The organism is Pseudomonas sp. GL_139_B, from assembly GCF_057834475.1.
Genome location: NZ_CM174403.1, coordinates 6136894 through 6160453, shown reverse-complemented (window position 1 = coordinate 6160453; position 23560 = coordinate 6136894). Strand labels below are relative to the sequence as shown.

The following is a 23560-nucleotide window of genomic DNA, read 5'->3' as shown; positions in this document are numbered from 1 at the left end:
GAGCGAGCCTGCTCGCGATAGCGGTGTATCAGTCAACATAGTTATTAACTGAAAGACCGCAATCGCGAGCAGGCTCACTCCCACAGGGGGATCTCACTCGGTCTGGGCGATGTCGAAACGCTGTGACGACGGCTCCTGTTTGATCATCCGTTTCATCTTCCACTCAAACGCCAGCGTCAAACTCACCGCCGCACACGCCAGTCCCAGCGCCAACCCCCACCAGACGCCCGTCGGCCCCCAGTGCATATGAAAGGCCATCCACCACGCGGCCGGTGCGCCAATCAGCCAATAGCAACCCAAGCCGACCAGGAATGTGGTCTTGGCATCCTTGAGCCCGCGTATGCAGCCCATGGCGATGGTTTGCGTACCGTCGAACAGCTCGAACCAGGCCGCGACCGCCAGCAGGCTCACCGCCAGTTCAATGACAGGCCGGAACGCCGGATCGTTGTGGTCCAGGAACAGGCCGATCAACTGATTTGGCAGCAGCCAGAAAACCATCGCAAAACCCAGCATCGCCGCCGCGCCGAAGGCAATGCCGACCCGTCCGGCCAGTCGCGCATCGAGCAATTGCCCGGCGCCATAGTGCTGTCCGATACGCATGGTGATCGCGTAAGAAAGCCCGGCTGGAATCATGAACGCGACCGATACGATTTGCAGGGCAATCTGGTGCGCCGCCAGTTGTGTGCTGCCCATGGTGCCCATGCACAGCGCGGCGAACGCAAACAGCCCGACTTCCACTGCGTACGTGCCGCCAATCGGCAGGCCCAGGCGCCACAACTCTTTCAAGTACTGACGGTTTGGCCGTGACAGTCCCTGGCGCAAGGGGTACGCGTCATACGCTGGATGCCGGCGAATGTGCAGCGCCAGCGCCACTGCCATCAGGTTGGCGACAATCGCCGTCACCAGTCCGATACCGACCAGACCCATTTTCGGCAGGCCGAACATTCCGGTGATCAACGCATAGTTGAGCAGGAAGTTGGCCACGGTGCCGCCGAGGCTGATCACCATGACCGGTGTTGCGCGGCCAATGGCGCTGGTGAAACCGCGCAGGGCCATGAAACTCAGGTAGCCGGGTAGGGCGAACGGCAGGATCAGCAGAAACTGCCCGGCCGCGTGGACGTTGCTTTCAGTCTGGCCAAACAGCAACAAGACGGGTTTGAGGTTCCACAACAGCAGCCCGGCCACCAGCGCCATCAACCAGGCCAGCCACAATCCGGCCTGAGTCAGTCGCGCAGCGCCAACGATGTCGCCCGCGCCCTGACGAATCGCCACCAAAGTGCCAACGGCGGCAATGACGCCGATGCAGAAAATCGACACGAACGAGTAAGTCGCCGCGCCCAGACCACCACCGGCCAATGCCTCGGGACTCAGGCGCGCCATCATCAAGGTGTCGGTGAGGACCATCAGCATGTGCGCCAACTGCGAGGCAATCAACGGCCCCGCCAGCCGCAGAATGGCCCAGAGTTCAATACGCGCTGGATGCTTCATGGTCATCACGCTCGATTATCAAGGAGAACTGGAAAGCGTCGATTCTCGGCGCTTCACGGGGTTTGCACAAAGGGATAAAAAGGATGGGTAGCATGAGTCAGACTCATGCTGAAGAGTTTCTGCTAGGGTAGCCGGATTGCGCTATAGGACCTTTCCTCATGTCTCGTCGTCTTCCTCCCTTATATGCCTTGCGCGCATTCGAAGCGGCGGCACGGCATAGCTCGTTTACCCGCGCCGCCGAAGAGCTGTCGATTACTCAGAGTGCGGTCAGTCGGCACATTCGTACGCTTGAAGAGCATTTTGCCTGTCGACTGTTTCACCGCAGCGGGCGCAATTTGCAACTCACCGAGTCGGCGCGGTTGATCCTGCCGGGCATTCGTGATGGTTTCACTGCCCTGGAGCGCGCCTGCAATACCTTGCGCGCCGAAGACGACATCCTGCGCATGAAAGCCCCGTCGACCTTGACCATGCGCTGGTTGCTGGCGCGACTCAGCCGTTTCCGGCACCTGCAACCGGGTAATGAAGTGCAGCTGACCAGCGCCTGGATGGACATCGACTCGGTGGACTTCAATCAGGAGCCGTTCGATTGCGCCGTGATCCTCAGCAGCGGGCATTTTCCGCCGGACTGGGAGGCGACGTTGTTATTCCCGGAGGAGCTGATTCCGGTCGGCGCGGCGAATCTTCTCAATGATCAGCCGTGGGACGTCGCGCGCCTGGCCAGCACCGAACTATTGCACCCAACGCCCGATCGCCGTGACTGGCGCAGTTGGCTGGAGCGCATGGGCCTGACCGATCAAGTCTCGCTCAAGGGCGGCCAGGTGTTCGACACTCTGGAGCTGGGCATGATCGCCGCCGCCCGAGGCTACGGCGTGTCCATGGGCGATTTGTTGATGGTGGCGGAGGATGTTGCGCAGGGACGTCTGAGTTTGCCGTGGCCGACGGCAGTCGCCAGCGGCGAGAATTATTACCTGGTCTGGCCGAAAACCCGCCCCGGGGGTGAACGTTTGCGCCGCCTTAGTGATTTTCTCTTGGGTGAGGTTCGGGCCATGGATTTGCCGGCGGTCGAGCACCTGAGCTGACTCGCTGCAAAGCCTGGCGGCGATCTTGCGGCATGAGGCTGACCGGTTTCGTTGAGGCGCCTCTGAGATAGCCATCGCCGGCAAGCCGGTCTCGCTCCCACAGGGTTTGTGTCGATCACAAATCCAGTGTGGGAGCGAGCTCGCGAATGGGTTCACCTCTATTGCGGATCAGTCCCCAAACTAGTCGCACTTGGCACTGCTGGAAACTTCCTTGCTCGCCTGTTTCAACTGGTTAGCCAGTTCAGCCGCATTGGTGCTGTTGTAAACCCGGCCGCCGGTGTTTTCAGCGATGCAACGTGACGGGCCGCCAGCACCGATTTTCACCACGTTGACTCGCAAGCGCGGTTGTTCCCTGGCGATTCGACGGGATACCGCGCAAACGTCCTGCCCGCAACCGTCTTCTCCGTCGACAAACATCACGATCACCGCATCGTTATTGCGCCCGTCGACGGTGCTCGCCGCGCGGGCCAGGCTGTCGGCCAGCGGTGTGCCGTCGTCGGGAACCAGACCTCGAATCCCGTTGATCAGCCGCGGGCGGTCGCCGAACTTGAACACACCCCGGTCCGGTGTTCTTTCACAGCCGGCGAAGGTGATCAGGCGTGTGTCGATCTTCGGGTCCAGCCCGTTGATCATGCCGGCCAGCGAGTCCTTGGCGACGTCCATGCGGCTGGGTTTGGCGGTGAGACGCATGTAGCGATTCGGGTCCAGGAGCTTGTTGAGGTCACCACCACCGAAGAACCAGTCCTCGTCGGCTTTCACTGACTTGATGTTCAAGTTCATCGAACCCGAGGTGTCGAGCACCACCACGAATTGCGGGACCTCCGCAGCCGGCGCATTTTTACGGCATGCGAAGTTGTCTAGCGTCGGGGCCGGTGGCGGGGCAGCCACTACCGGTTTTGGTGGTGGAACCGGTTTGGGTGGCGGGATCGGCTTGGGTACCGGTGCCGGTGCCGGTTTTGGTGGCGGGACCGGCTTGGGTTCCGGTACCGGTTCTGGCACGGGTTCTGGTACCGGAGCAGGTTCCGGTTCCGGTTCCACGACTGGCTCGGGGACAGGTTCAACCGGTTTCTCAACCGGCGTCACCACGGGCGCTACAGGTGCTACAGGCGGAACCACGACAACCGGCTCACGGTGCAGGAACCACCAGAGCCACAGCGCCAGAAGCAGCAACAGCAGCGCGAGCAACGCCGCCGCGATCCACCAGCCACGACGCGATGGCGGCACCACTGGCGCGAGCGGCACCACCGGCGGCACGATTGGTTTGGGCGGGCGCTGGTTCCAGCGCACCACCAATGGCTCACCGTTGAGGCTGTAGAGTTTGTCCAGCTCTGGCGTGCCGAGCAGGCTGCGCAGGTCATCCGCTACCGTCGGTTGACCGCGTTTTTGCAGTTCGTCCGCCAGCTGTTCAAGGGACGTCTGACGCACTTCATAGGTTTCCAGCAAACGTCGTTGCGCGTCCTCGTTGAGGTCGGCATAGGGCGTGGGTTGGCCACCCAGTTCGGTCCACCATTCCAGCACGTCGCCGCTGCCCATCCGCGGGATGGCAAACAGACTGGCGACGGTCGGCGGAAAGTGTTTCTGGATGAGGGCGACTTTGGCTTGCAGCGCACTCATCCCCTCCGATGTGGCTTGCGCATCCCTGATGACCCGCTGCATGACGACGATTCCTGAAAAAGTGCAGGCATCCGTCGGGATGCCCTGCGGGGTGAAAAGTTACTCTTCGTAGCCGAGGCTGAATTGCAGCTGGTTGACCTTCTTCTGCAACGTTTTCAGCTCTTGTTGCTTGGCCGCCAGCGTCGCAGGCGTTGACTGGGTCGTCGGCGCCGCTTGCGAAGCCTTGAGCTGCTTCTCGAGGTCGGCAATCTGCTTCTGCACCTGGGCTTCATTGCCACGCCGGGCCTTGAGCGAGTTCAGTAGTTGCGCCAGCGACTGATTCAGCGCCGCCTGGGATTTCTGCTGGCTGGCCAGATCGGTTTTGGTGCTCAGTTGCTGAGCCTGAATGTTCTCGTATACCTGACGGAACATTGCGTTTTGCTGACGGGACTCGCTCAGGGCCAGTTCCTTCTGCTTGACCTGATCGCTGTAACCACCGGAGTAGTCGCAGTTCATCTTGGTCAGCATGCTGCTATCGCGATTGGTCGCATCGCATTCGCCGGGCGTGCTCGCGCAACCGCTCAGGGCCAGGACGGCAGTGATGACCATCAGTTGTCTTAGCGTCATGTGCTTAGCCCAGGGTGATTGCGGAGCGTTGGCTGTACAGAGCGTCGACTTCCTTCTGCAGGCTGACGACTTTCTGGTTCATTTTCTGAATGTTCATGTCTACCTGCTTCATCTCGGCGCTGCTGCCTTGTGCGCGCTCGGCGTCTGCCACTTTGCTGTACTCGGTAACTTTGGTGCGCATGTTGGCAAGGTCTTTACGCAGGCGCGCGATGTCCGAATCGATCCCGGCGATTTGCGCCTGAGCCTTGGAATGGTCGACTTTCTTGTTGGCGATGTCCTTTTTGATCTGGGCGATTTGCGCCTGGTCATCATTGATCACCTGTTGAGCGGTCGCGGTACGGGCGATCACGTTCTGCGTGTCTTGTTGGACGTCGCTGTTCATCTTTGCCAAACGGGTGGAGGTATCGGCGTATTCGCTGCGACGTTGATCCAGGTAATAGTTAGCGCCCATGGCCACGCCACAGGCGGTAATACCGGCGGCGATGACACACACGGTTTTGTTGTTGCTGTTGGACAGTGCGCAAGCGAGGATGCCGACACCGGCGCCGACGGCGCAGGCCTGGTATCCAGACTTGCTGAAGAACTCTGCGTCATTGCCCTGGGTCAGGCGCGGGTCGGCACCGTCGCCTTCGCCGAGCATAGAGCTGCCGGTGTTGGCGCAACCGGTCATTAGCAGGCTGCCGGCGACCACGAAAGCGATCTGTAGCTTGAAGCGAGTCCAAAGGCTGCGCGACATGGTGAAACTCCTAGGTAACGGTGTTGACGCGTTGTTATTGAGTGACGGTTTTGCAGCTGTTCAACCAGGCTTCAGTGTCGATCTTCTGCTTTTGCAGGAACGCCTTCTGATTGGCCCAGTGGGTGCGCAAGTAAGGTTTGAGGTCTTGCAGCTGTTTGTTGCGGGTCATGATTTCTTCCATCACCGGGACTTGCGTTTCAAGCAGTGGCTGGCCGTACAAGGTAGCCGATTCCACCAGGCTGCTGGCGTAGTAACGGCTGAGTTTGTGCAGGCGATCCTTTTGCTCCTCAAGCTTGCCTTTACGCATGTCGCAACTGGCATCTTTGTCTGCGCTTTCGCAGTTGAGCTTGTAGTTCTTTTGCAGGAAGTCCACGTACTGACCGTCGTCGAGCATCTTGGTGCACAGGAATGCGCCCAGATTGAGGCTGGCGCGGATCGCCTGGTCGCGGGTTTCTTCCTGCTGCTGGTTGCTGGCGCGCAGCTGGTTCTCCAGGGCCTGGAGTTTTTCCTTGAGCGCTTTGTCTTCTACGCCCGAGGCGAGGCTGTTCAGGGATTGCACGGTGCCTTTGTCGGCAGATTCGGCTTCCTTGCTGCCGGTGCCGAGTTTCTTCCAGCTGCTTTCGATGCTGGCGACCCGCTCGCGAGAGGTGAGGGTCGGTGAGACCATCACCAAGCGCAGGCCTGTGGTCTTGTTTTTCACCTGGCCTTCGGCGTTGTAATACGGCTCTTCCTTGCGCAATGCCGTCCGCAGGTCGGCCTGCGCGGTCAGGTAGTTGCCGCCACGGACGACGTAACCGCCGGCCTGACCGTGCTGGCGGTCGAGTTTGTTCAGGCGAAACGGCTCGAACATCATTTCGTCGACGTTACCGAGCATGTCATGCAGGCCCAGCGGGTTGGGCTTTTGCAGTCCGGTCAATTGCACTTTGCCGTTGGACGATTGCGCCCCGGCGAACCACTCGTAGGCATTGATGCCTTCTGGCATCGGGTAGTGCGTGTCGCGGAATTCAGCAGCACCGACTTCCAGTCCGCCGCGCGCAGCGAACTCCCATTCGACTTCGGTCGGCAGGCGCAGGAAACCTTGCGCGCCGTCTTCCTTGGGCAGCTTGTCAGCGGCGTTTTTGCGCAGCCACAAGTTGTACTTGTCGGCGGCTTCGATGGCTTGCACCCAGCTCACCGCCGTTTGCGGCACGCGCAGTTTGGTGGCGGCGGTGGGGCAGGTTGCTTCGGTCAGCGCGGCGTATTGCAACTGACTCATCTCGTACTTGGCCATCAGGTAGTAGCGGGATTTGTCGTTCTTGGCCCCGGTAAAACTGCCTGCGATAAAGGTCGGACGGGTTTGTTCGACGTAGCCGTATTCCGCACCGTCCTGACCGATGTTGATCGGGTAGTCATCCAGCGGACCGGCCACCGGAATGAACACCTTGCGAAACACCATCGAGCCTTCGCAGGGCATCGGCAGCACGACGTCGTTAGCCTCGGGCATCGGGTTGTAATACTTCTCTTCCCAGCCCGCTGCCGAGGCGTCGAGCAAATAGCCGAGGCTCAGGGGTAACAGCAAGCCAAAACGTTTATAGCTCACGCAGACTCTCCGCAGGTTGGATGTTGATCGCTCGCAGGGCGCCGATCACGGCCACCAAAGCAGCGACCAAAAAGGTCAGGAGCAGGGCGGCCAGGCCATGCCAGACAGTGATGTGGCAAACGAAGGTGCCGGTGGCCCGGCTGCTGCCGAGCAAGTAGTCGAACAAATGACTGCCCACGGCATAAAACCCCAGCCCGCCCACGTAGCCGGCCAAGCTCAGCAATAGCGCTTGCAGGACCACGAAACCGCCGACAGCCCTGCGCTTGAAGCCCAGCAGACGCAGGACCGCCAGGCTTTTACGTTTACGGTCGATGTTGGCCAGGAACGCGCCGACCATCGACGCCACGCAGCCGATTAGCGCCGCCCCGGCGATCACACCGAAGATCAGCCCCAGCACATGGTTGATGGCTTTGACGTTGTCGATGTCGGCCAGCCGGCTCGAGGTCTCGATGTGTTGTTCGTTGAGCCAGTGCTCCAGTGGCGCGACCTGATCGATGTCGCGCGCATACACGCGGGCGCGGGCATACAGCGGTTGCAGATCGCCCTGAGGCTTGCCGGTGGCAACACCGAACCCACTGACCTGATAACCGTCGCGAAAACGCTCCAGATCCAGCAGCAGCGGCGGGGCGACAAACCCGGCAGCGCGACCGAAACGGGCACCGTCGAGCACGGCCACTACCGTCAGTGTCGTCTCGCCGTGCTCATTGACACCTTCCAGGCGGCGCAAAGCCCGCAGCTGCACGCTGTCCCCGACCTTGGCCTGCAAGCGTTGCGCGGCGCTGGCGCTGAGGATCACTTGATTGCCGACAGGGTTGAGTGACGGCAGGTTCAGTTGTGGGTCACCCGGCTCGGTGGCGATGATTTCCGCACCTTCGACAAACCGTTGCATGCCGATCAACAGGTCAGCCTGGGTATTGAGCGAGCGGGTTTGGCCGAGGGCAAAACCGGTCTCGGGGCGCTGGCGCAAACGCTCGATCCAGGCCGTGTCGTAGTTGCCGTTGCTGAGCATCTTCACTTCAAGGTTGCGCGGGTCGCGCAGCAGTTCGTCCTGCAGCTGGCTGACCACCCCGTGTTTGAGCCCGAACAGCAACAACAACGGCGCGATCACCGCCACCAGGGAGGCGGCGATGCACAGCGAGACCTTGCGGTCGTGCCAGAGGTCTTGCAGCGCCAGTGAACCCAGCAGGTGCAAGCGATCAGTCCATCGGTTCAAACAGAGTCTCCCCCTGATGGCTGATAGCGCCGAGTCGCGGCAAGCCGAAATCCTTCAACAAGGCCCAGTCATGGGATACAACGAGTGCACTCAGGCCCATGCTCGACACCAGGCTCAGGAGCAGCTCGAACAAACGCCGGGCACTGAGAGGATCGAGCGCGGCGGTCGGCTCGTCGGCCAACAGCAGCAGCGGTTCATGGGCAATTGCCCGAACGCAGGCCACGCGCTGGCGTTCGCCGATCGACAAGGCCTGAGGTTGTTTATCCAGCAATCCTTGCAAGCGCAACACGTCGACGGCGTGGTCGATGTGATCGCTCTTTGCCTTCATTCCGAGCAAACGGCGCGGCAGGCTGATGTTGTCACGCACGCTCAGGAACGGCAGCAAGCCGCCGCTCTGCAAAATGAAGCCCAAATGCCGTGAACGCACCGCTGCAAGAGCAGGCTGGTCGTCAGCCGCCAGCAGTTGGGCGATATCCTGAGCGTGCGTCGGGCCCAGCCGAAAGCGCTCGAGTTCCACCGGCGCGAGCAACAGGCCGATGGCTTCGAGCAACGTGCTTTTGCCGCTACCGCTCTCGCCGGTGATGGCGAGGATTTCTCCGGCGCCGACCTGCAAGTGCGGCAGTCGCACGTGATGGGCCTGTGCGCCTTCACCACGGCGCACCAGCAGGTTCTTGATATCGAGCATGGGCGTCTCGTTAAGGCATCATTTCCAGTGGCACGGGATAGACGTTGTCCCGCGCATCACTGTCTTTGGCTAAAGCTACCCAACGGTCGACATCTGCGTTGTAACGCTGGTAATGCCGTAGTTTGGTGTTCAGTGTGCGGATGAATTTCTCTTGCGCCAGACCGTCCCAGCTCTTCCAGGTCTCTTCATCCAGGTTCAGCACTTCACTGTGATAAGGCAGGTCTTCGAGGTATTCACCGAGGACGCCCATGTCCGCCAGTTTGGCGTTGCCGTTCTGTTTGAGCTGATTGGGATCTGCGCCCATGGTCGCCGCCACGGAACGCAGGCGATCGAACATTTCCGTCGGCGAAATCAGGCCTTCGTTGGCGGCATCGAGAATCTGCTTCATCACATCGCTCAAGTCGCTGAGCTGTGACTTGGTCAGCAGCACCCGCACGTCGGTGGTCGGGATGTTCTGCTTGATCAGGTCGCGGTCGGTGATCCACGCCTTGAACACTGGCGGGGCTTTGCTGTTGGTCTTCTCACCGAGATAGGCGAGTTGCATGGCGTGGCCGATCAGCGCCGCGTCTTCGAGCATTTTCTTTTCGGCAGGGTCCTGCTTGGCGTTCGCCGCACTGCCGATGGCGTCTTCGCCCATGTAGGCGGCTTTGACTTGTGTAGTGATCGCCCCGGCCAGGGCGTCGACCTTGCGCCCGAATTCCTGCACATCGCCAGCGTTCACCGGGTAGTACAGCGAAGTGTTGGTGCCCGGGTAGGTCGACAGGTTCTTGTACTGCGCCTCGGCCTTGGCGTGGTCCTTGGCCCCGGCAGGGGTTTTCAAGTGCAGGGTGTAAATCGCCACGCCCGGGTTGGCGGCTTCCATACGCACCTGTGCGGCGCTCAAACCGGTCTTCGACAGCTTGTCGTCGCCTTCGATAGCGCCCGCGTCGGTGATCAGCACCACGTAGCGCGCGCCGAACTGGCTCCAGTCGACCTGGTCGATGCTCTCCATGACGCCGGCAAACGAGTCTTCATCGAAGCTGCTGCTCGACACGGTGGCCTGTTTGAGGTCGGCGATCTTGGCGAAAAAGTCGGCGCTGTCCTTCACCTTCGTCGGGTCGGCGTACATCTTGGTGGTGTATTCCAGCCCCGGCACCGCCTGGGTGTTGGAGCGGAAAGCCACCAGGCCGAACTTGACCTGCTTGCCGAGATTTTGCGCTTCGATCTTCTGGTAAACCTTGCGGATCGCTTCGCGGGTGCGGTCGATGTAGGGGTCCATCGAAATCGTCGAGTCGATGACAAATACGACGGCCGCACTGAACTCCTTCAGCTGGTTGGCCTTTTTATCTTCGGCTTCTTTGCTGCCGGCAGCGCTGTTTGCAGCACCGCCCTTGGCGTTCTTGTCCTCCGGCTTGCTGACGGAGGCGACGTTGAGCAGGCGCGTGCGGAAACCGCTTTCGGTCATGACTTCTTCGCCACTGAGCACCGGCAGCAGGTAGAACTGCTTTTGCAGGTCGACGAAATATTCCGGTTCTTCAGCCAGTACGCCCGGTGCCTGTTGGCCCTTTTTCAGCGCGGCCCGCAGCGGCGCGACTTTGCTGACCGGATCTGGCGCATCAAGGATGCCTTCGACGGTGGCGCGGTCCTTGAAGAACAGTAGCCGGTCGCGGTTGGCCGGGTTGGTGAAGGCCAGCGTCAACTGCATCTTCCAGTCGGTGGTGCAGCTGGCAGGCAGCCAGCCAATGGTTTTGCCGTAACTGTCGGGGCCGACTTTCAGCCACTCGGCGTTGTTCGCTTGGGCGCGCTCGTACACATAGAAGCGGCTGAAGACTGGTTGTGCGTCACCTTCGGCACCGCCCGCCGTCGGGCTGATCTTGCAACCGGGCGTGGTCAGTACGCGTTGGAACAGGGTCTTTTTACCGGCCTGGATCAGCGGTTTGTCATCGGCCTGGGACAGCGGGCTGATGCACAGCGCGAGCAAGGCGGCACCGCTCAGCAGGAATCGACTCATGGGCGAGCGCATCACTTCTGCAACTCCTCGAAGCGCTGCTTGGCTTCGGCGTTGTTCGGATCCTGGGTGAGGATGGTTTCATACCAATAGGCGGCGGTGGCGTTGTCCGCGGCCGGGAAACATTCGCTGGCCTTCAGGTATTTTGGGTCGTATTCGCGGGCATAAGCGTTGGCGATCAGTGCGTCACCGGCCTGGGCACGGTTGGCGTACAGGCGCTGGGCGACACCGCAGTGCTTGCCGGCCTTGGCCTGGTTGATGATCTCTAGCAACTTGGCGCTGTCGGGTGCCGCCTTGATGCAGGTCTGGACGAAGGTCAGCTCGGGCAGGCTGTTCATGCTTTCGAGAGTGCAGGCTTGAGCATCGGCGCCGGCGGGTGCGACGGCAGTGGCTGCAACCGCAGGGGCCGGGGGACGTTTGTAGAACCAGAAACCTGCGCCCGCTGCCAGCAACAACACGACCATCAACAGACCGATCAGGCCTTTGTTGCTTTTCTTCACCGGTGGAGGAGGCGGCGTGTAGGCGGGCTCGGTGAGTACCGACTCCAACTCCACTTCTGGCTCGGCGGTGGACAGGATCATTTCAGGTAGATCCGGGATCTCCAGAATCTCCGGTGCAGGTACGCTTGGCGCCGTCAGTTCAGCGCCGCCGTAGGTCGAGCGTGTCTGGCCGCCGGCCGTGGACGGCAGCACGCCAACGCCTGGGCGAACCACGCCTTTATCGGCATGACCGTGGTTCTGTTCGCGCAGTTCGATCTGGAATTGCGAGTTGGCGCCGCCTTCCAGCAGCGGGTCGACCACGTCCGGACCGACCTGCGTTTCCAGGGCTTCGCCGCTGGCCGCAAAGTTGAAACGCGAGACCTTGAACCAGAATGGATTGTTGCTCCAGGCCTTGTGGTCCTGAAGGTAAAAACCGTCCTGATTGCGTTGGATGGAAAACTCCAGCTGTTCCTCGCCACCCTGCCATTTCTTCACAGTGAGGCGGGCCTGGCCAGGCACATTGGGCTCTAACGCGAGCAGGTCGACACGAATTGGCATTGCTTATCTCGCTGTGAAGGCTGTGAGCACGAGGCCCAGCCGTTCGTTCTGTTCAGGGGTGATTTCACGTCCGGCACCATGGCCGGCATTGTCCTGTGTGATGTAGGCCAGGCCCGAGAGCCAGTCGCCAAGATACAGCTGTGCCTGATTGGCCGGTTGCGCCGGCAGCACGGGTACTTGTCCGGGGCCAATGTCGGTGTAGAACGAAAATAAAGGCGCCTTTGCTCCGGCGCGGCTGTTCGGGCGCTCGCTCACCGGCTTCTGGAGGTAGCCGAACCAGGACAGAAAATCTCGTAGCACCCGTTGCACTTCCAGTACCTGGCGCTCGACCAGTTGATCGCGCCGCGCACCACTTTGTGCACGCTTGAGGACGGCGCGGCTCAGCTGCCCCGGCAAGTCCTGGCGATAGCCGGCGGTGATCAGTTCATCGACCACCGCTTCCAGCAAGGCCTTTTCCAGCCCCAGCAGGTTGAGCAGGCTTTGCCGGGTGGTCAGTTCACGCAGGTGCGCGATCCAGGCCTTGAAGGCCGCTTTGGCAAAACGATGCTCGTTGCTTTGCAGTTCGGGCGCAGGGGTGCCGGTTTTGCTGCTGACTGGCGCGTCGTGGCTCAGGTCGTCACTGAAATCGAAATCGAAACCGGCGTCGTTGCCGTACAGACTCTGGCTCGGTGTCGGGGGGACCGGCTCGTCGCTCACGGTCGGCTCGTCATCGGTTTCGTACACGCCACTGAGGTACAGGTCGCGCACCTCTTCGCTCGGTATGTCGAGTTGATCGATCAATTCGCCAAGCACCGCAGGACGACGGCCCAGTCCGGTCAAAATCATCTGCGCTTTGGCTTTTTTGGCGGCTGCGGCACCGTCGTCGTCAGCGTGGTACCAGGAGCTCAGGCCGTGAGTGGTCAGGCCTTCGAGGCATTCGCTCAATTGCTCGCGGATGCGCTGCAATTTGAATTCGATATTGGCCACGCCTTTGAAACTGCCGCTGAAGTGGCTGATGCCACCGTCATCGTTGCGCAGCATTTCTGCCCAGGCGTTGGCCGGGTTCTTGATGTGTTTGCACACCAGAGCGTTGCTGGCGAAGCTGGCGCCCAGCGCGCTGACACGATCCTGATAGATGGCATTGAGGCCGGTTTCCGCACCGGTCGCGTCTTGCCCGATGAATGCCGCATCCATACGCGGTTTGCGTACAAGGTAAGTGTTCTGGAACGGTGTGCCGGCCCAGTCGTTCATCCAGCTCAGGCTGCCAAAGCGCTCCAGCATGGTCAGCTTGACCATGCCGTTCCAGCTCTCGTCGTACTGGTCAGGTGTCAGGCTCAGGGAGTTGGTGATGCGCAGGTCGAGCATGGTCAACGCCCAGATCAGGCCGGTATCGCGCTTGCTGCGAGCGGCCGAGTCGGCCCCCTGGGTTTTTTCGATCCAGCGGGTGAGCACCGGGCCCACGTCGTTGACGTCGCTCTGCTTGGTCGAACCGGTGCAGACCACCAGCGCGTTCATTTCCTGGTTGTCGGTGTAGCGTTCGAACAGGTAGGCGACCTTGCCGCGCAGGATCAGCTGGGAAACGGAGTTGTCCTTGGCGGTGGATTGCGGGTCGTTGGAATCGGCGATCTCGTGCAGCTTCTGGCGCCCGCGATAACCGGGGAAATCCAGCAGGTCGACCTGATTGACGATGTCATCCACCGGCGCTTCGATCAGGCGGAAGGTCATTTCGGCGGTCAGTGCCGCCAGTTGCGCGACCGCAATCGCCTGACTGTTTTGCAGGCGATCGCCAACCAGCGGTCGAACATCGATCGGCAAGTCCAGCGGACTGCCGAAGCGTTCGAGGATGTCGACGTTCATGATGCTGTCGCGCTGGCTGTAGGTGTCGTTTTCGAAACTCACCAAGGCCTTCAACGGTGCGAACACGGTCTCGGGCAGACCCAGCTTGTGCAGCGCGCCGGCCAGTTGCTGGTACACGCGCGTCAACTCGCTTTGCTCGCCCCAAAGGATCGAAAACAGCTCGGCCCGTTCCTGGAAATTCAGGCGTGGCGCCAGTTGCAACGCTTTGGGCCAGTACAGGTGCTCAAGCTTCTTCACCGAGTTGCGGAAGTTGTCGCGCAGGTAATCCCACAGCGACACCAGATCGTCGGCATTGACTCCCGTTTGCAGCGGCCCGGTTTCGCGTCCTTCGAATGGTTTGAGCACGCGCTGGATGCGCTCTTCGTCGATCTCGTAGGAAATCCGCTCAAGGTCGAAATCCTTGAACCAGGCGTTGGCGAGAATCTTTGCCAGCTCGACTTCCTTGAACAGCGTGAGCTCTACCGGGAAGTCCCTGTCCTGGCTTTCCGTCGCCCGACGGCTGAAGCGCGTTACCAGGCCGGTGGCTTCCTTGCCACCACCCACCGGGTTGATGTGCTTGATGAAATCCAGGCGATGGTCGCCGAACTCGGTCTCCAACTTGCCGTTCTGACCGGCGGCGAGGGCCGAAATCAAGTAGGACTTGCCGGCCTGGGACAAGCCGAAAAAGCCAATGGTCATCGGCGTGCAGGCCACACGACCGAGGCTTTGAGCCAGGTTGCGGGCGCGGTGCAGGCGGATGTTCAGGTTGTCGGCTTCGCTGTCCAGACGCGGCGCATTGCCGCGCGTCTGGCCAATCCAGTCCAGCGCCTGACCGGCGCCTTTATAAACTGCGGCCCAACTGGCAGAGAGCTGAGTTTGATCGGGGGTCAGGTCTTTCATTTGCGTTTCACGCTCCCACTGTCGAGCCAGTACTTGCTCTCGCTCAGGCCGGCGTCGAGCATGGTGTTGAGTTCCAGCTCGAGGTCGCTGCGCGGGTTGAAGTTGACGTTGTTGCTGTTGGATTCGATGTCGCGGACCGAGAGGCGGTCGCTGACCAGATCCTGCTTGCGCGTGTATTTGTCTGCCGGTTTGACCTCAAACCGCACCTTGAGCAGCGGCGCGGCGCCATTTTCACCGATTGCGCGGGAAAACTTCTCCCGACCCGCCTTGGTAAACCGCAAGGTGTACAGCGGCGAGGCGGCCCAGCGGTCGGCGGCCAATTGGCGGAAACCGAGGCGCAGATCGCCGCGCATTTCCAGTTGTGGCGTGTCGGCGGTATCTCCGACGCCAATTTCCGGCAGCTTGATTTTGTAATCTTCGGACTGGATGTCGCGGTACAGCACGTCGGCATCCTTGATCACGTTGTTCAAGTCGATGACACCAATGTGCTTGACCGTCGAATACGGTTTGAGTGCCGAAGCACGGAAGTAGAAGTTCGGCACGCTGTGGTTGGCGCACAACAGACAGAGCATGGCGCCGACCGACGCGGTGCTTTTCGGGTCGTCGATCCGGCCGTTTTTGTGGAACGGATACCAGCCTCCGGTGCGGTAGTTTTGCAGCGCCAGGATGCGTCCGGGGGGCAGCGGCAACACCTTGCGAATGAACGCCTGGATGCCGGGCAGGCGCGAAGGGCGGCCGGTTAGCAGCAAGACATCGCACGGGTAATGCGCGACCACTTCACACAGCGCACCAAGGACCTTGGTGATATTGATCTGGTCGTTGAGGAACGCGGCGTGGAGTTTTTGCAGGTCGAAGCTGATCGGCGCGGCATACAGGTCGAAACCGCTCTGACCGCCGACATCGCGACGCACGGCGGCGTTGACGTAGTCGAGCACGGTCTGGCTGATCCCGTTGTCACCGAGCAATTGGCGGTAGCTTTGCGGGGTGACTTCTTGCGGGATCTGCGGATCGTAGTGCTCGTACGCCTTGAGCAGCGCCAGACCCAGCGGGGCGAACACTTGGAGGTTCAATTGTTGACGCAGGATCATGTCCTGGGCGCTGACCGATTCATCGCCACACAGCCGCGACATCAGCGAATCCGGGGCTTTCACGCCGGCGTTCTGCAGGGCTTTTTCGAAACTCGGCAGGATGAAGTCCTGAATGACGTCCAGCAGGATGTCGTCGCCGGCCACTTTGAAACCATCGCGAAAACGCTGTTCGGGCACTATGTGCACGTTGCTGCCGCTGCCGGTATTACCCGCGCGGTCGAGTCGATAGTCGGTGATCACAAGGTCGGTAGTGCCACCGCCGATGTCGATGGTCGCGAGGGTGATGCGTTGGCGGTCGGTCTTGTCCGGCCGAGCGATGGTGTCAAAAAACTCTTCCGGATGGCCGGCGAAGTTCTCGTTGACCTCGGTGTACAGATACACCAACTGGCCGCAGGAGGCTTCGTCCCATTCCACGCGGATACTCGGGATCGGCGTGCGCGGGCTGACGGCCTGATCCTGATGCGGATCTTCCTCGCCGGCATGCCAGCCGAGGCTTTTCCACACCAGGCCGATGGCTTGCAGCATGCGTTCGTTGAGGATGCTGCGCTCGGCCTGGGGCATGCCTGGCGGCACGGTCAGGGTGATGCTGTTGAGCTGGCGCGGCACGCGGGTGTGACCCTGGCGCGAACGCTGGGCCGGGCTGTTGATTTGCGACAGCGCCTGGGCCAACACCTCGGCGAGCATGAAGGTCATTAGCGAGCTGCGTGAATAACGCGGCATGAACACCGGCAGACGATCATCTTCTTCGAGGCTGTATAGCGCCTCGCCGGTTTCATTGATCAGGTGTGAGAACGGCGCGGCAGTAGCGTACGGCTCGCTATCGGTCTTGATGTACGAGCAGTTGAATCGCCAGCCGTGGCCATAGGCGTTTTCGTCCCACAGATAGCGTTTCGGGCTGGACAGGCCCGTGGAACCTTCGGTGCCGCGACGGCGGCTGGCCAGGCGGCTGGCCTCATTGCCGACACGGGCAATCGTCGCCCACTGGAAGGCATCATGACGGCCACTCTTGACCGAGCAATGGTCCTTGCCGAAATACGCCTGGGCAAATTCCACGCGGCTTTCGAACGGCAGGTTGTAGGTGTGTTCGGGGGTGATCAGGTCGCGCAGTTCCAGCACGTAGTTCTGCTTGAGCCCGGAGCCGGCCTGACCATGGTTCTCGATCAGGATGCCGCAGGTGCGTGAGTTGCCGACGTCCAGCACCAGGTCCACCGGAATCGGTTTGACCAGGCCATTGCTGTCGTTGGCGACCACCTTCAGCTCGGGGATTTCAACTTTCGCCCGGGCCTTCGACTGCTGGGCGGCTGACGGCTTGCTCAACAGGCTGAGTAAGTTGAGGTAGTGCGCCAGGTGATAGTTGGCGCGGATATCGATGTCCAGCTCTGCGCGCGAACGGTGGGCATTGCCCTCGTTGAACACTTCGAGCAGCCACTCGTTGACCCACGGCTGCGCCAGAAACCAGCGGGTTTCGCTGGCCTTGATCGCCAGTTTGAAAGACACGCCGGAGCTGATGTCTTCTTCGTTTGGTGCCAGATAAGCCGTGCCGTCACGCTTGGGCATCACGCGGCTGTCGAACGCCATCGTCAGGCGGTGGGTGTTACCGTCGATGTCGGGAGTCGCCAGTTTCACCAGACGCATGCGCGACCAGTTGGTCGGACCTTCGTCGAAGCGATGCGGCGGCATGAAGCGGAAAAACGGGGTCGGCAGCCAGATACCGTCGAGCAATTCGAGGCTGCTTTTCATGTCGACGCTGAACGCAGGTTTGGCTTTTTCGACCTTTTCCGGTTCGGGCTCGTAGAAAAAGAAGTCTTTCTCTTCGTTGTACACCAGGCGGCAGATCAGCCCGCTGATCATCGGTGCGAACTCGCCCGCCGGTTCCTTGCGGGGATCCAGGCGCAGGGCGAAATCCATGAACTGGATGCCGGTGTCGCTGACCAGCGTGACGGTGTCTTCGAATTGGGTGACTTCAGGCAACATGTCGGGTTATTCCGTATTTATTCGCCCACGTGCCGCATGGACATGGGGAATTGATCTTTTCCGTAACCACCGGTGCAGTCCGCGACCGTGGTCGCCCCTTTGCGGCAGTTGATCTTGGGCATGTCGTAGGTGCTGCCATCGCCGCACACGGCCTGGCCCTGGCTGTCGATGGCAAGGCTGCCACCCTTCATAGTAGCGCTCACCGGCCCACTGCATTTCGAACCGTCGGCCTGGTGTACGGTGACTTGGCCCTTACCGTCCTTGAGCTGGTATTCCAGACGCAGCGGTTTGCCGGTTCGGCGGTCCTGTATCCCGGCGCCTGCGTTGTACTGACCATCGAGAAACTTGGCGGCACCGTCAGCGGCGTCGGGCGGGATGCTCAAGGGAGGGCCGGGTTTTGCGGCGGCGGATTTTTCTGCTTCGGGCGATGTGACATCCGGCGGCGCGGTTTTGTTTTCAGGTGGCGCGGTTTTGTTTTCGGCTGCCGGGTCTTTGGCTGGGTCTTTGGTCACGTCGGCAGGTGCTGCGTCAGCCTCGTTACCCTCGACGGCCGGCGCTTCCACACCCTGTGTTCCGGTCACGGCGGTGTCGGCGCCGGTGCCGTTGGTAGCACCTACGACGGTGCCGGTCACGGGGACGCCATTGAGCGTCGTGACATTACCGGTCAGTGGCGGCTCTTCCAGCTGTTTTTCCACCGGCACGATGCCCTTGGGCAGCAGGTCTACCGCCACCAACGGAATCGGCACGCAACCGCGCAGGCCGAGCAACAGCCACAAAAGCAGCAGCAGGAGCGGCAGCAACAACAGCCACCACCAGCGCCGCCACCACGGTCGGGCCACCACCGGCACGACGGGCGCAACAACAGGCGCTTCGACCACGGGTGGCGGCGGAACCTGATAGAGGCAGTGCAGGGGATCGCGATTGAGGTCAGTACCGGCGTGCTCGAAACCCCAAAAGGTCAGCACGGGTTTGCCTTGCACCAAGTACACGAAGTTTTCGTCGGGGATATGAATGACGCGCTTGAGCAACTTGCCGAACACGGCTTTGTCGCCTTGCTGCTGTTCGCCGGATTCAGTGTCCAGGAAACGCTGGCTCAATTCTTCGAGCGCAGTCTTGAGGGCTTCCAGTTGGCGGCGGGCAGGGGCGCGTTCTTCTTCGGTCGCGCTGCTCCACGGAATTACATCGCCGTCGAGGGCGCTGTACCAGTCGATCTGGTTGCCGAGTTCATCGCTTTGAGGGATGGCCAGATGATCGACCAAATCGGGGTTCTTGCGGCGAATGGCTTCGCGCAATTGCAGGGCTGCCCGGTAGACCGGTTGACCTGTTTCGCCGAGGGCAGTGAATGACCCGCTCTTACCGCTGCGTAATAGTGCCCCGCGCATTCAAACTCCATACGATCCGTTGCGCAAAAATGACAGACAATTCTGTCTGTACCTGCTCCTGCATTAACGGGGGGCAATGATGTCATCATGATTGCGCCGTCAATTTGTCGGAGGTTCAACCGTATGAGACTAACGTAAGCGTGCGGAGGTTGCATAAAGTCAATTTTAATTGGCTTTGGAAGTCTTGGGCATGAGCTTTTTTAAGCTTGCTGAATCGTTTCAGTAGCGCTATAAAAAATACACAACTCCAAGAAAGGCTTTCCCCATGACCCCGCTCAAACTCCTCGTCGCCCTTGGCGCGCTGTCCGCCTCCCACGCCATGGCCTGGGATTACGTCCTGCTCGACAGTGACAAAGCCGCGCAAAACTGGCAGATCACCAGCCAGCAACTCGGTGTGAAGACCGATAAACCCTTCTCCGTGAGCCTTCGTACCTTGCACGGCGGTCGGCAAGAGGGCGTCAGCATCGTCGACATCGATAACGGCACAATGAAACTCTCGGTAGTGCCGACTCGCGGTATGAACGTCCTGCAGGCGTCGGTCGGCAATGTGCGCCTGGGCTGGGATTCTCCGGTCAAGGACGTGGTCAATCCATCCTTCATCGAGCTCAACGGTCGTGGCGGCTTGGGCTGGCTCGAAGGCTTCAACGAGTTGGTCGCCCGCTGCGGCTACGAATGGGTCGGCCATCCCGGCATGGACAACGGCGAACTGCTGACCCTGCATGGCCGCGCCGCCAACATCCCGGCCAGTAAAGTCACCCTGCATATCGATGAAAAACCGCCTTACGCAATCAGCCTGCGTGGCGAACTCAAAGAGCAGGCGTTCAAGAAAGTCGATTTCTCGGTAATGACAGAATTGGTCACTGAGCCCGGCAGCGTCACATTTGCCCTCAACGACACCCTGAGCAACAACGGTGATTATCCAAAGGAATACCAGGCGCTATAACACAGCAACTTCAGTACGCCGTTTCTGGAGCAAGGCGCCCGATTTGTTGCGCCGGTTAAGCAGGTGTCGCCGTTCAACGACAAGGCCAAAGGGGATTTGCCAGATTGGCAAACCTATCGCGCGCCGACCAAGGACTATGACGAAACGGTTTACAACGTTGTGCCTTACGGCGATGCCAAAGGTGACACGTTGACTGTGTTGCATAACAAGGCCGGGAGCCTTGGGGTGTCGGTTGGGTTTAATACTCAGCAGTTGCCGGTTTTTTCATTGTGGAAGAACACCGATACGCAAGGGCAGGGGTATGTGACCGGGTTGGAGCCGGGGACGAGTTTTTCCTATAACCGTCGGTATCAGCGGCCACTTGGTTTGGTGCCGATGATTGGGGTTAAAGAGCAAAGGCAGTTTCAAATCAGGTACAGCTTGCTCGCGGATAAAGGGGCTGTGGATAAGGCGCTGAAGACGGTGAGTGATATTCAAGGTGGGCGGGAGACTGAGGTGAGGGCTACGCCGTTGGTGGACCTCAGCAAGGAATAGTCCCTGCTAGTTTGAGGTTGGCCGGTATTGAAGCGCTTCGGCCAAGTGCTCGCGAGTAATGCCGTCGACTTGTTCCAGGTCCGCCAAGGTACGCGCGACTTTGAGCAGTCGATGGGCCGCCCGCAGTGACAAGGTCAATCGCTCACACGCCGTTTCCAGCCAGGTCTCATCGGTTGTGGATAACTTGCAGTGTTGGCGCAGGCCCGGCAGATCAAGGAAAGCATTCGCGCAGCCCTGGCGTTTATGTTGTCGTTCTCGTGCGTCGGCGACCAGTACTGCGGCGGTGGCGGTGTCGTCACCGGGTTTGCGCGCAGGGTTCAACGCCGTGGCTTCCCGGGCGACAGTCAAGTGCAGGTCGATTCGGTCCAGTAGCGGCCCCGACAGTTTGTTGCGGTAGCGCTGGACCATGTCCGGTGTACAACTGCATTTGCCACTCGGTTCGCCAAGATATCCACAGGGACACGGGTTCATTGCGGCCACCAGCTGAAAGCGGGCGGGAAACCTCACTCGATCCTTGGCGCGGGAAATCACGATGTGTCCGGACTCCAGCGGTTCTCTTAACACCTCCAGAACTTTGCGGTCGAATTCCGGGAGTTCGTCCAGGAAAAGAACTCCGTGATGGGCCAGGGTGATTTCGCCGGGCTGCGGTTTCGAGCCGCCGCCGACCAATGCCGGCCCGGAAGCGGAGTGGTGGGGCTGGCGGAAAGGGCGTTGAGGCCAGTGGCTCAACGGCACGCAACTGGAAACTGACTGGATCGCCGCGACCTCCAGCGCTTCGTTTTCAGCCAGTGGCGGTAACAATCCCGGAAGACGGCTCGCCAACAACGTTTTCCCGGTCCCCGGTGGTCCGCTGAACAACAGGTTATGTGCCCCTGCCGCGGCAATCAGCAAGGCGCGCTTGGCTGAGAGTTGCCCCTGCACTTCATTGAGGTCGGGATAGGGTTTGCTGGCGTAGAGCAAACCATTGGAAACGTAAGGCTCGACCGGTGTGTGCCCATTAAAATGTGCGACTGCTTCCAGCAAATGATCCACCGCGATCACCTTGAGCCCTGAGGCAAGGCATGCTTCTTCAGCGTTTGCCCGAGGCACCATTAGCGACCGCCCGGCATTGCGCGCGGCCAAGGCTGCCGGCAATACCCCACGCACAGCTCGTACAGCACCTGAGAGGGCCAGCTCTCCCAGACATTCCACATCATCCAGCGTCAACGTCGGCACCTGCACGCTAGCCGAAAGAATCCCCAAGGCAATCGCCAGATCGAATCGTCCGCCGTCCTTTGGCAAATCCGCCGGGGCAAGATTCAACGTGATGCGTCGTGCTGGGAATTGCAGGCCCGAATTGATGATCGCGCTTCGCACGCGATCCTTGCTTTCTTTCACCGCGGCTTCCGGCAGTCCGACCATCGTCAGCGACGGCAAACCGTTGGCCAGATGGACTTCGACGGTGACGGCGGGCGCATCCACGCCAATCTGGGCGCGGCTGTGGACGATGGAGAGGGACATGGTCGTTCCTTGAGCTTTACGGGAACCGCTTCCTGCGGTTTTTTGAAGAGTAGCCGGGTCGCGTGACGGCACAGGCACCAAACTTTCGCAGGATGTTGCGGATGTTAATGAGCTGATACGTTGCGAAGTAAAACTCAGTCAGGCGGTTTTTTTGAGTTGCTGAAACAGACTCGAGCGCCTGCAAGCCAGCCGCTTGGCTCAAACTCTTTCCCGTGAGCAGCAGCGACATCGAAAAATCGGTGTTGATTGGCTGATACTTTCCCGGTTAACCGACGTGCCTCGGCATGAAATTCAACGATGAGTAGCAGTTTCGCTTGCCGCTTTTTCGTTTTCACAGCGACCTTCCTTCGATTTATGGGCCGTTTTTTTGGCTAGTTATCTTAAGAGGCGAGCACGGTTTAGAGGCAATGAGAAATGCCGCTCGTTCTTGTAGGACTGGGCTGAATTTCGTAGGCCTTCTGAAAGACGCACGTAGTCCTTTTCCTAGAGTTTTGAAGGGAAGGCCAAACCTCAAAGGAGCACGTTTGCATTTATGAGCTCAAGTTATACACTCAAGCTTAATGCATAACGTTAAGCTTTAAATTATGATCGTTAGCTTTAAGTGTTCTGAGACCGAGTACCTGTTTCGCAACGGTAAGACCCGTATGTGGTCAGCCATTCTGAGTGTCGTGGAACGAAAGCTGACGATGCTTGATGCTGCTGCCGTACTGATGGACCTTCGTTCACCACCGGGCAATCGCCTGGAGGCGTTGGACGGGGATCGAAGAGGTCAACACAGCATCCGCATCAATGCTCAATGGCGAATTTGTTTTGTTTGGGGTCCTAACGGACCAGAGAACGTCGAAATCGTCGATTATCACTGAGGTGAGTATGACTAAGAATGGTATGCGCCCGGTACACCCTGGCGAGATCCTCAAAGAGGAATACCTGGAGCCTCTGAGCCTTACGGCTGCTGCTCTGGCCAGAGCGTTGCGCGTTTCGACCCCCACGGTGAACGACATCGTGCTTCAGCGTCGAGGCGTCAGTGCTGATATGGCTCTCAGGCTTTCTATTTGTCTGGATACGACCCCTGAGTTTTGGCTGAACCTGCAATCGACTTACGATTTGCGCAAAGCCGAGATTGAACGAGGGGCTGCGATCCGGGATCAGGTTGAGCGTCTTTCACATTGCGCCTGATCCTCTGCTCCTGAGCGAACCCCACGTTACAAACGTGGGGTTTTTTTGGTGCGCCCAGCATGGGCGCAATCTTGTGGGTGAAAGTCCCGCCGTAAGCTGACCACAGCGAACGAAGTGAAGCGCAACTGCATGAGGGTGACCGAGTGTGGGGAGGAAGCGTGAATCGAAGCCGTGAGCCGATGGACAAGAACCGGATACAAGGCGAAGCCGATCAGGGCGAGCGA

The 23560-nt window shown here is 60.0% G+C and carries 17 protein-coding genes and 1 pseudogene; 4 read left to right on the top strand and 14 right to left on the bottom strand.

Features of this window, described 5'->3' with window-relative positions; translation table 11 throughout:
• Nucleotides 1–93: 93 nt before the first annotated feature.
• Nucleotides 94–1488, bottom strand: coding sequence for a NorM family multidrug efflux MATE transporter (locus tag AC3ISI_RS28290; RefSeq protein WP_489334756.1), 1395 nt, complete (start codon nt 1486–1488; stop codon nt 94–96).
• A gap of 158 nt (nt 1489–1646) precedes the next feature.
• Here AC3ISI_RS28290 and AC3ISI_RS28285 point away from each other — a divergent pair, with 158 nt between their 5' ends.
• Nucleotides 1647–2567, top strand: coding sequence for a LysR substrate-binding domain-containing protein (locus tag AC3ISI_RS28285; protein WP_489334755.1), 921 nt, complete (start codon nt 1647–1649; stop codon nt 2565–2567).
• A 180-nt stretch (nt 2568–2747) separates the two neighbouring features.
• Here the strand turns inward: AC3ISI_RS28285 and AC3ISI_RS28280 are convergent, their stop codons facing one another.
• From AC3ISI_RS28280 to AC3ISI_RS28230, 11 genes are read right to left on the bottom strand one after another with little or no spacing between them, the layout of a single operon-like run.
• A complete protein-coding gene (locus AC3ISI_RS28280) occupies nt 2748–4223 on the bottom strand; it encodes a vWA domain-containing protein (RefSeq protein ID WP_489334754.1) in 1476 nt (491 codons plus the stop codon).
• Nucleotides 4224–4280: 57 nt separating this feature from the next.
• Nucleotides 4281–4787: a hypothetical protein gene (locus AC3ISI_RS28275; RefSeq protein WP_489334753.1), complete on the bottom strand. Its 507-nt coding sequence runs from the start codon at nt 4785–4787 to the stop codon at nt 4281–4283.
• Between the two features lie 4 nt (nt 4788–4791).
• On the bottom strand, nt 4792–5523 hold the full coding sequence (locus AC3ISI_RS28270; protein ID WP_489334752.1) for a hypothetical protein: 732 nt from the start codon (nt 5521–5523) through the stop codon (nt 4792–4794).
• A gap of 34 nt (nt 5524–5557) precedes the next feature.
• Nucleotides 5558–7102: an SUMF1/EgtB/PvdO family nonheme iron enzyme gene (locus AC3ISI_RS28265; RefSeq protein WP_489334751.1), complete on the bottom strand. Its 1545-nt coding sequence runs from the start codon at nt 7100–7102 to the stop codon at nt 5558–5560.
• Nucleotides 7092–8315, bottom strand: a complete 1224-nt coding sequence (locus AC3ISI_RS28260; RefSeq protein ID WP_489334750.1) for an ABC transporter permease — start codon at nt 8313–8315, stop codon at nt 7092–7094. The genes AC3ISI_RS28265 and AC3ISI_RS28260 overlap by 11 nt, the downstream gene beginning before the upstream one ends.
• Nucleotides 8299–9000 carry an ABC transporter ATP-binding protein gene (locus AC3ISI_RS28255; RefSeq protein WP_489334749.1) on the bottom strand — a complete coding sequence of 234 codons (702 nt, stop codon included), beginning with the start codon at nt 8998–9000 and terminating at the stop codon, nt 8299–8301. The genes AC3ISI_RS28260 and AC3ISI_RS28255 overlap by 17 nt, the downstream gene beginning before the upstream one ends.
• A gap of 10 nt (nt 9001–9010) precedes the next feature.
• Nucleotides 9011–10990: a vWA domain-containing protein gene (locus AC3ISI_RS28250; RefSeq protein WP_489334748.1), complete on the bottom strand. Its 1980-nt coding sequence runs from the start codon at nt 10988–10990 to the stop codon at nt 9011–9013.
• Nucleotides 10991–11001: 11 nt separating this feature from the next.
• Nucleotides 11002–12024 carry a hypothetical protein gene (locus AC3ISI_RS28245; protein WP_489334747.1) on the bottom strand — a complete coding sequence of 341 codons (1023 nt, stop codon included), beginning with the start codon at nt 12022–12024 and terminating at the stop codon, nt 11002–11004.
• A 3-nt stretch (nt 12025–12027) separates the two neighbouring features.
• Nucleotides 12028–14739 carry a putative virulence factor gene (locus AC3ISI_RS28240; protein WP_489334746.1) on the bottom strand — a complete coding sequence of 904 codons (2712 nt, stop codon included), beginning with the start codon at nt 14737–14739 and terminating at the stop codon, nt 12028–12030.
• Complete coding sequence (locus AC3ISI_RS28235) at nt 14736–17801, bottom strand: virulence factor SrfB (RefSeq protein WP_489334745.1); 3066 nt, start codon at nt 17799–17801, stop codon at nt 14736–14738. Before AC3ISI_RS28235 ends, AC3ISI_RS28240 begins: the two co-directional genes overlap by 4 nt.
• Nucleotides 17802–17818: 17 nt before the next feature.
• Nucleotides 17819–19183 (bottom strand): SrfA family protein, encoded by a 1365-nt coding sequence (locus AC3ISI_RS28230; protein ID WP_489334744.1) that lies wholly within the window; start codon nt 19181–19183, stop codon nt 17819–17821.
• A gap of 265 nt (nt 19184–19448) precedes the next feature.
• On the opposite strand from AC3ISI_RS28230, the pseudogene AC3ISI_RS28225 reads away from it, so the two are divergent.
• A pseudogene (locus AC3ISI_RS28225) lies at nt 19449–20660 on the top strand (aldose 1-epimerase family protein).
• A gap of 6 nt (nt 20661–20666) precedes the next feature.
• On the opposite strand, the gene AC3ISI_RS28220 reads toward AC3ISI_RS28225, so the two are convergent.
• Both AC3ISI_RS28220 and AC3ISI_RS28215 read right to left on the bottom strand, forming a co-directional pair.
• Nucleotides 20667–22160: a YifB family Mg chelatase-like AAA ATPase gene (locus AC3ISI_RS28220; RefSeq protein WP_489334743.1), complete on the bottom strand. Its 1494-nt coding sequence runs from the start codon at nt 22158–22160 to the stop codon at nt 20667–20669.
• Nucleotides 22161–22176: 16 nt separating this feature from the next.
• Nucleotides 22177–22389: a hypothetical protein gene (locus tag AC3ISI_RS28215; RefSeq protein ID WP_489334742.1), complete on the bottom strand. Its 213-nt coding sequence runs from the start codon at nt 22387–22389 to the stop codon at nt 22177–22179.
• Between the two features lie 355 nt (nt 22390–22744).
• Between AC3ISI_RS28215 and AC3ISI_RS28210 the strand changes: the two genes are divergently transcribed.
• Together AC3ISI_RS28210 and AC3ISI_RS28205 are read left to right on the top strand one after the other, a co-directional pair.
• A complete protein-coding gene (locus AC3ISI_RS28210; protein WP_489334741.1) occupies nt 22745–23023 on the top strand; it encodes a type II toxin-antitoxin system RelE/ParE family toxin in 279 nt (92 codons plus the stop codon).
• 7 nt (nt 23024–23030) lie between these two features.
• On the top strand, nt 23031–23336 hold the full coding sequence (locus AC3ISI_RS28205) for a HigA family addiction module antitoxin (RefSeq protein WP_046045076.1): 306 nt from the start codon (nt 23031–23033) through the stop codon (nt 23334–23336).
• The last annotated feature ends 224 nt before the right edge of the window (nt 23337–23560 follow it).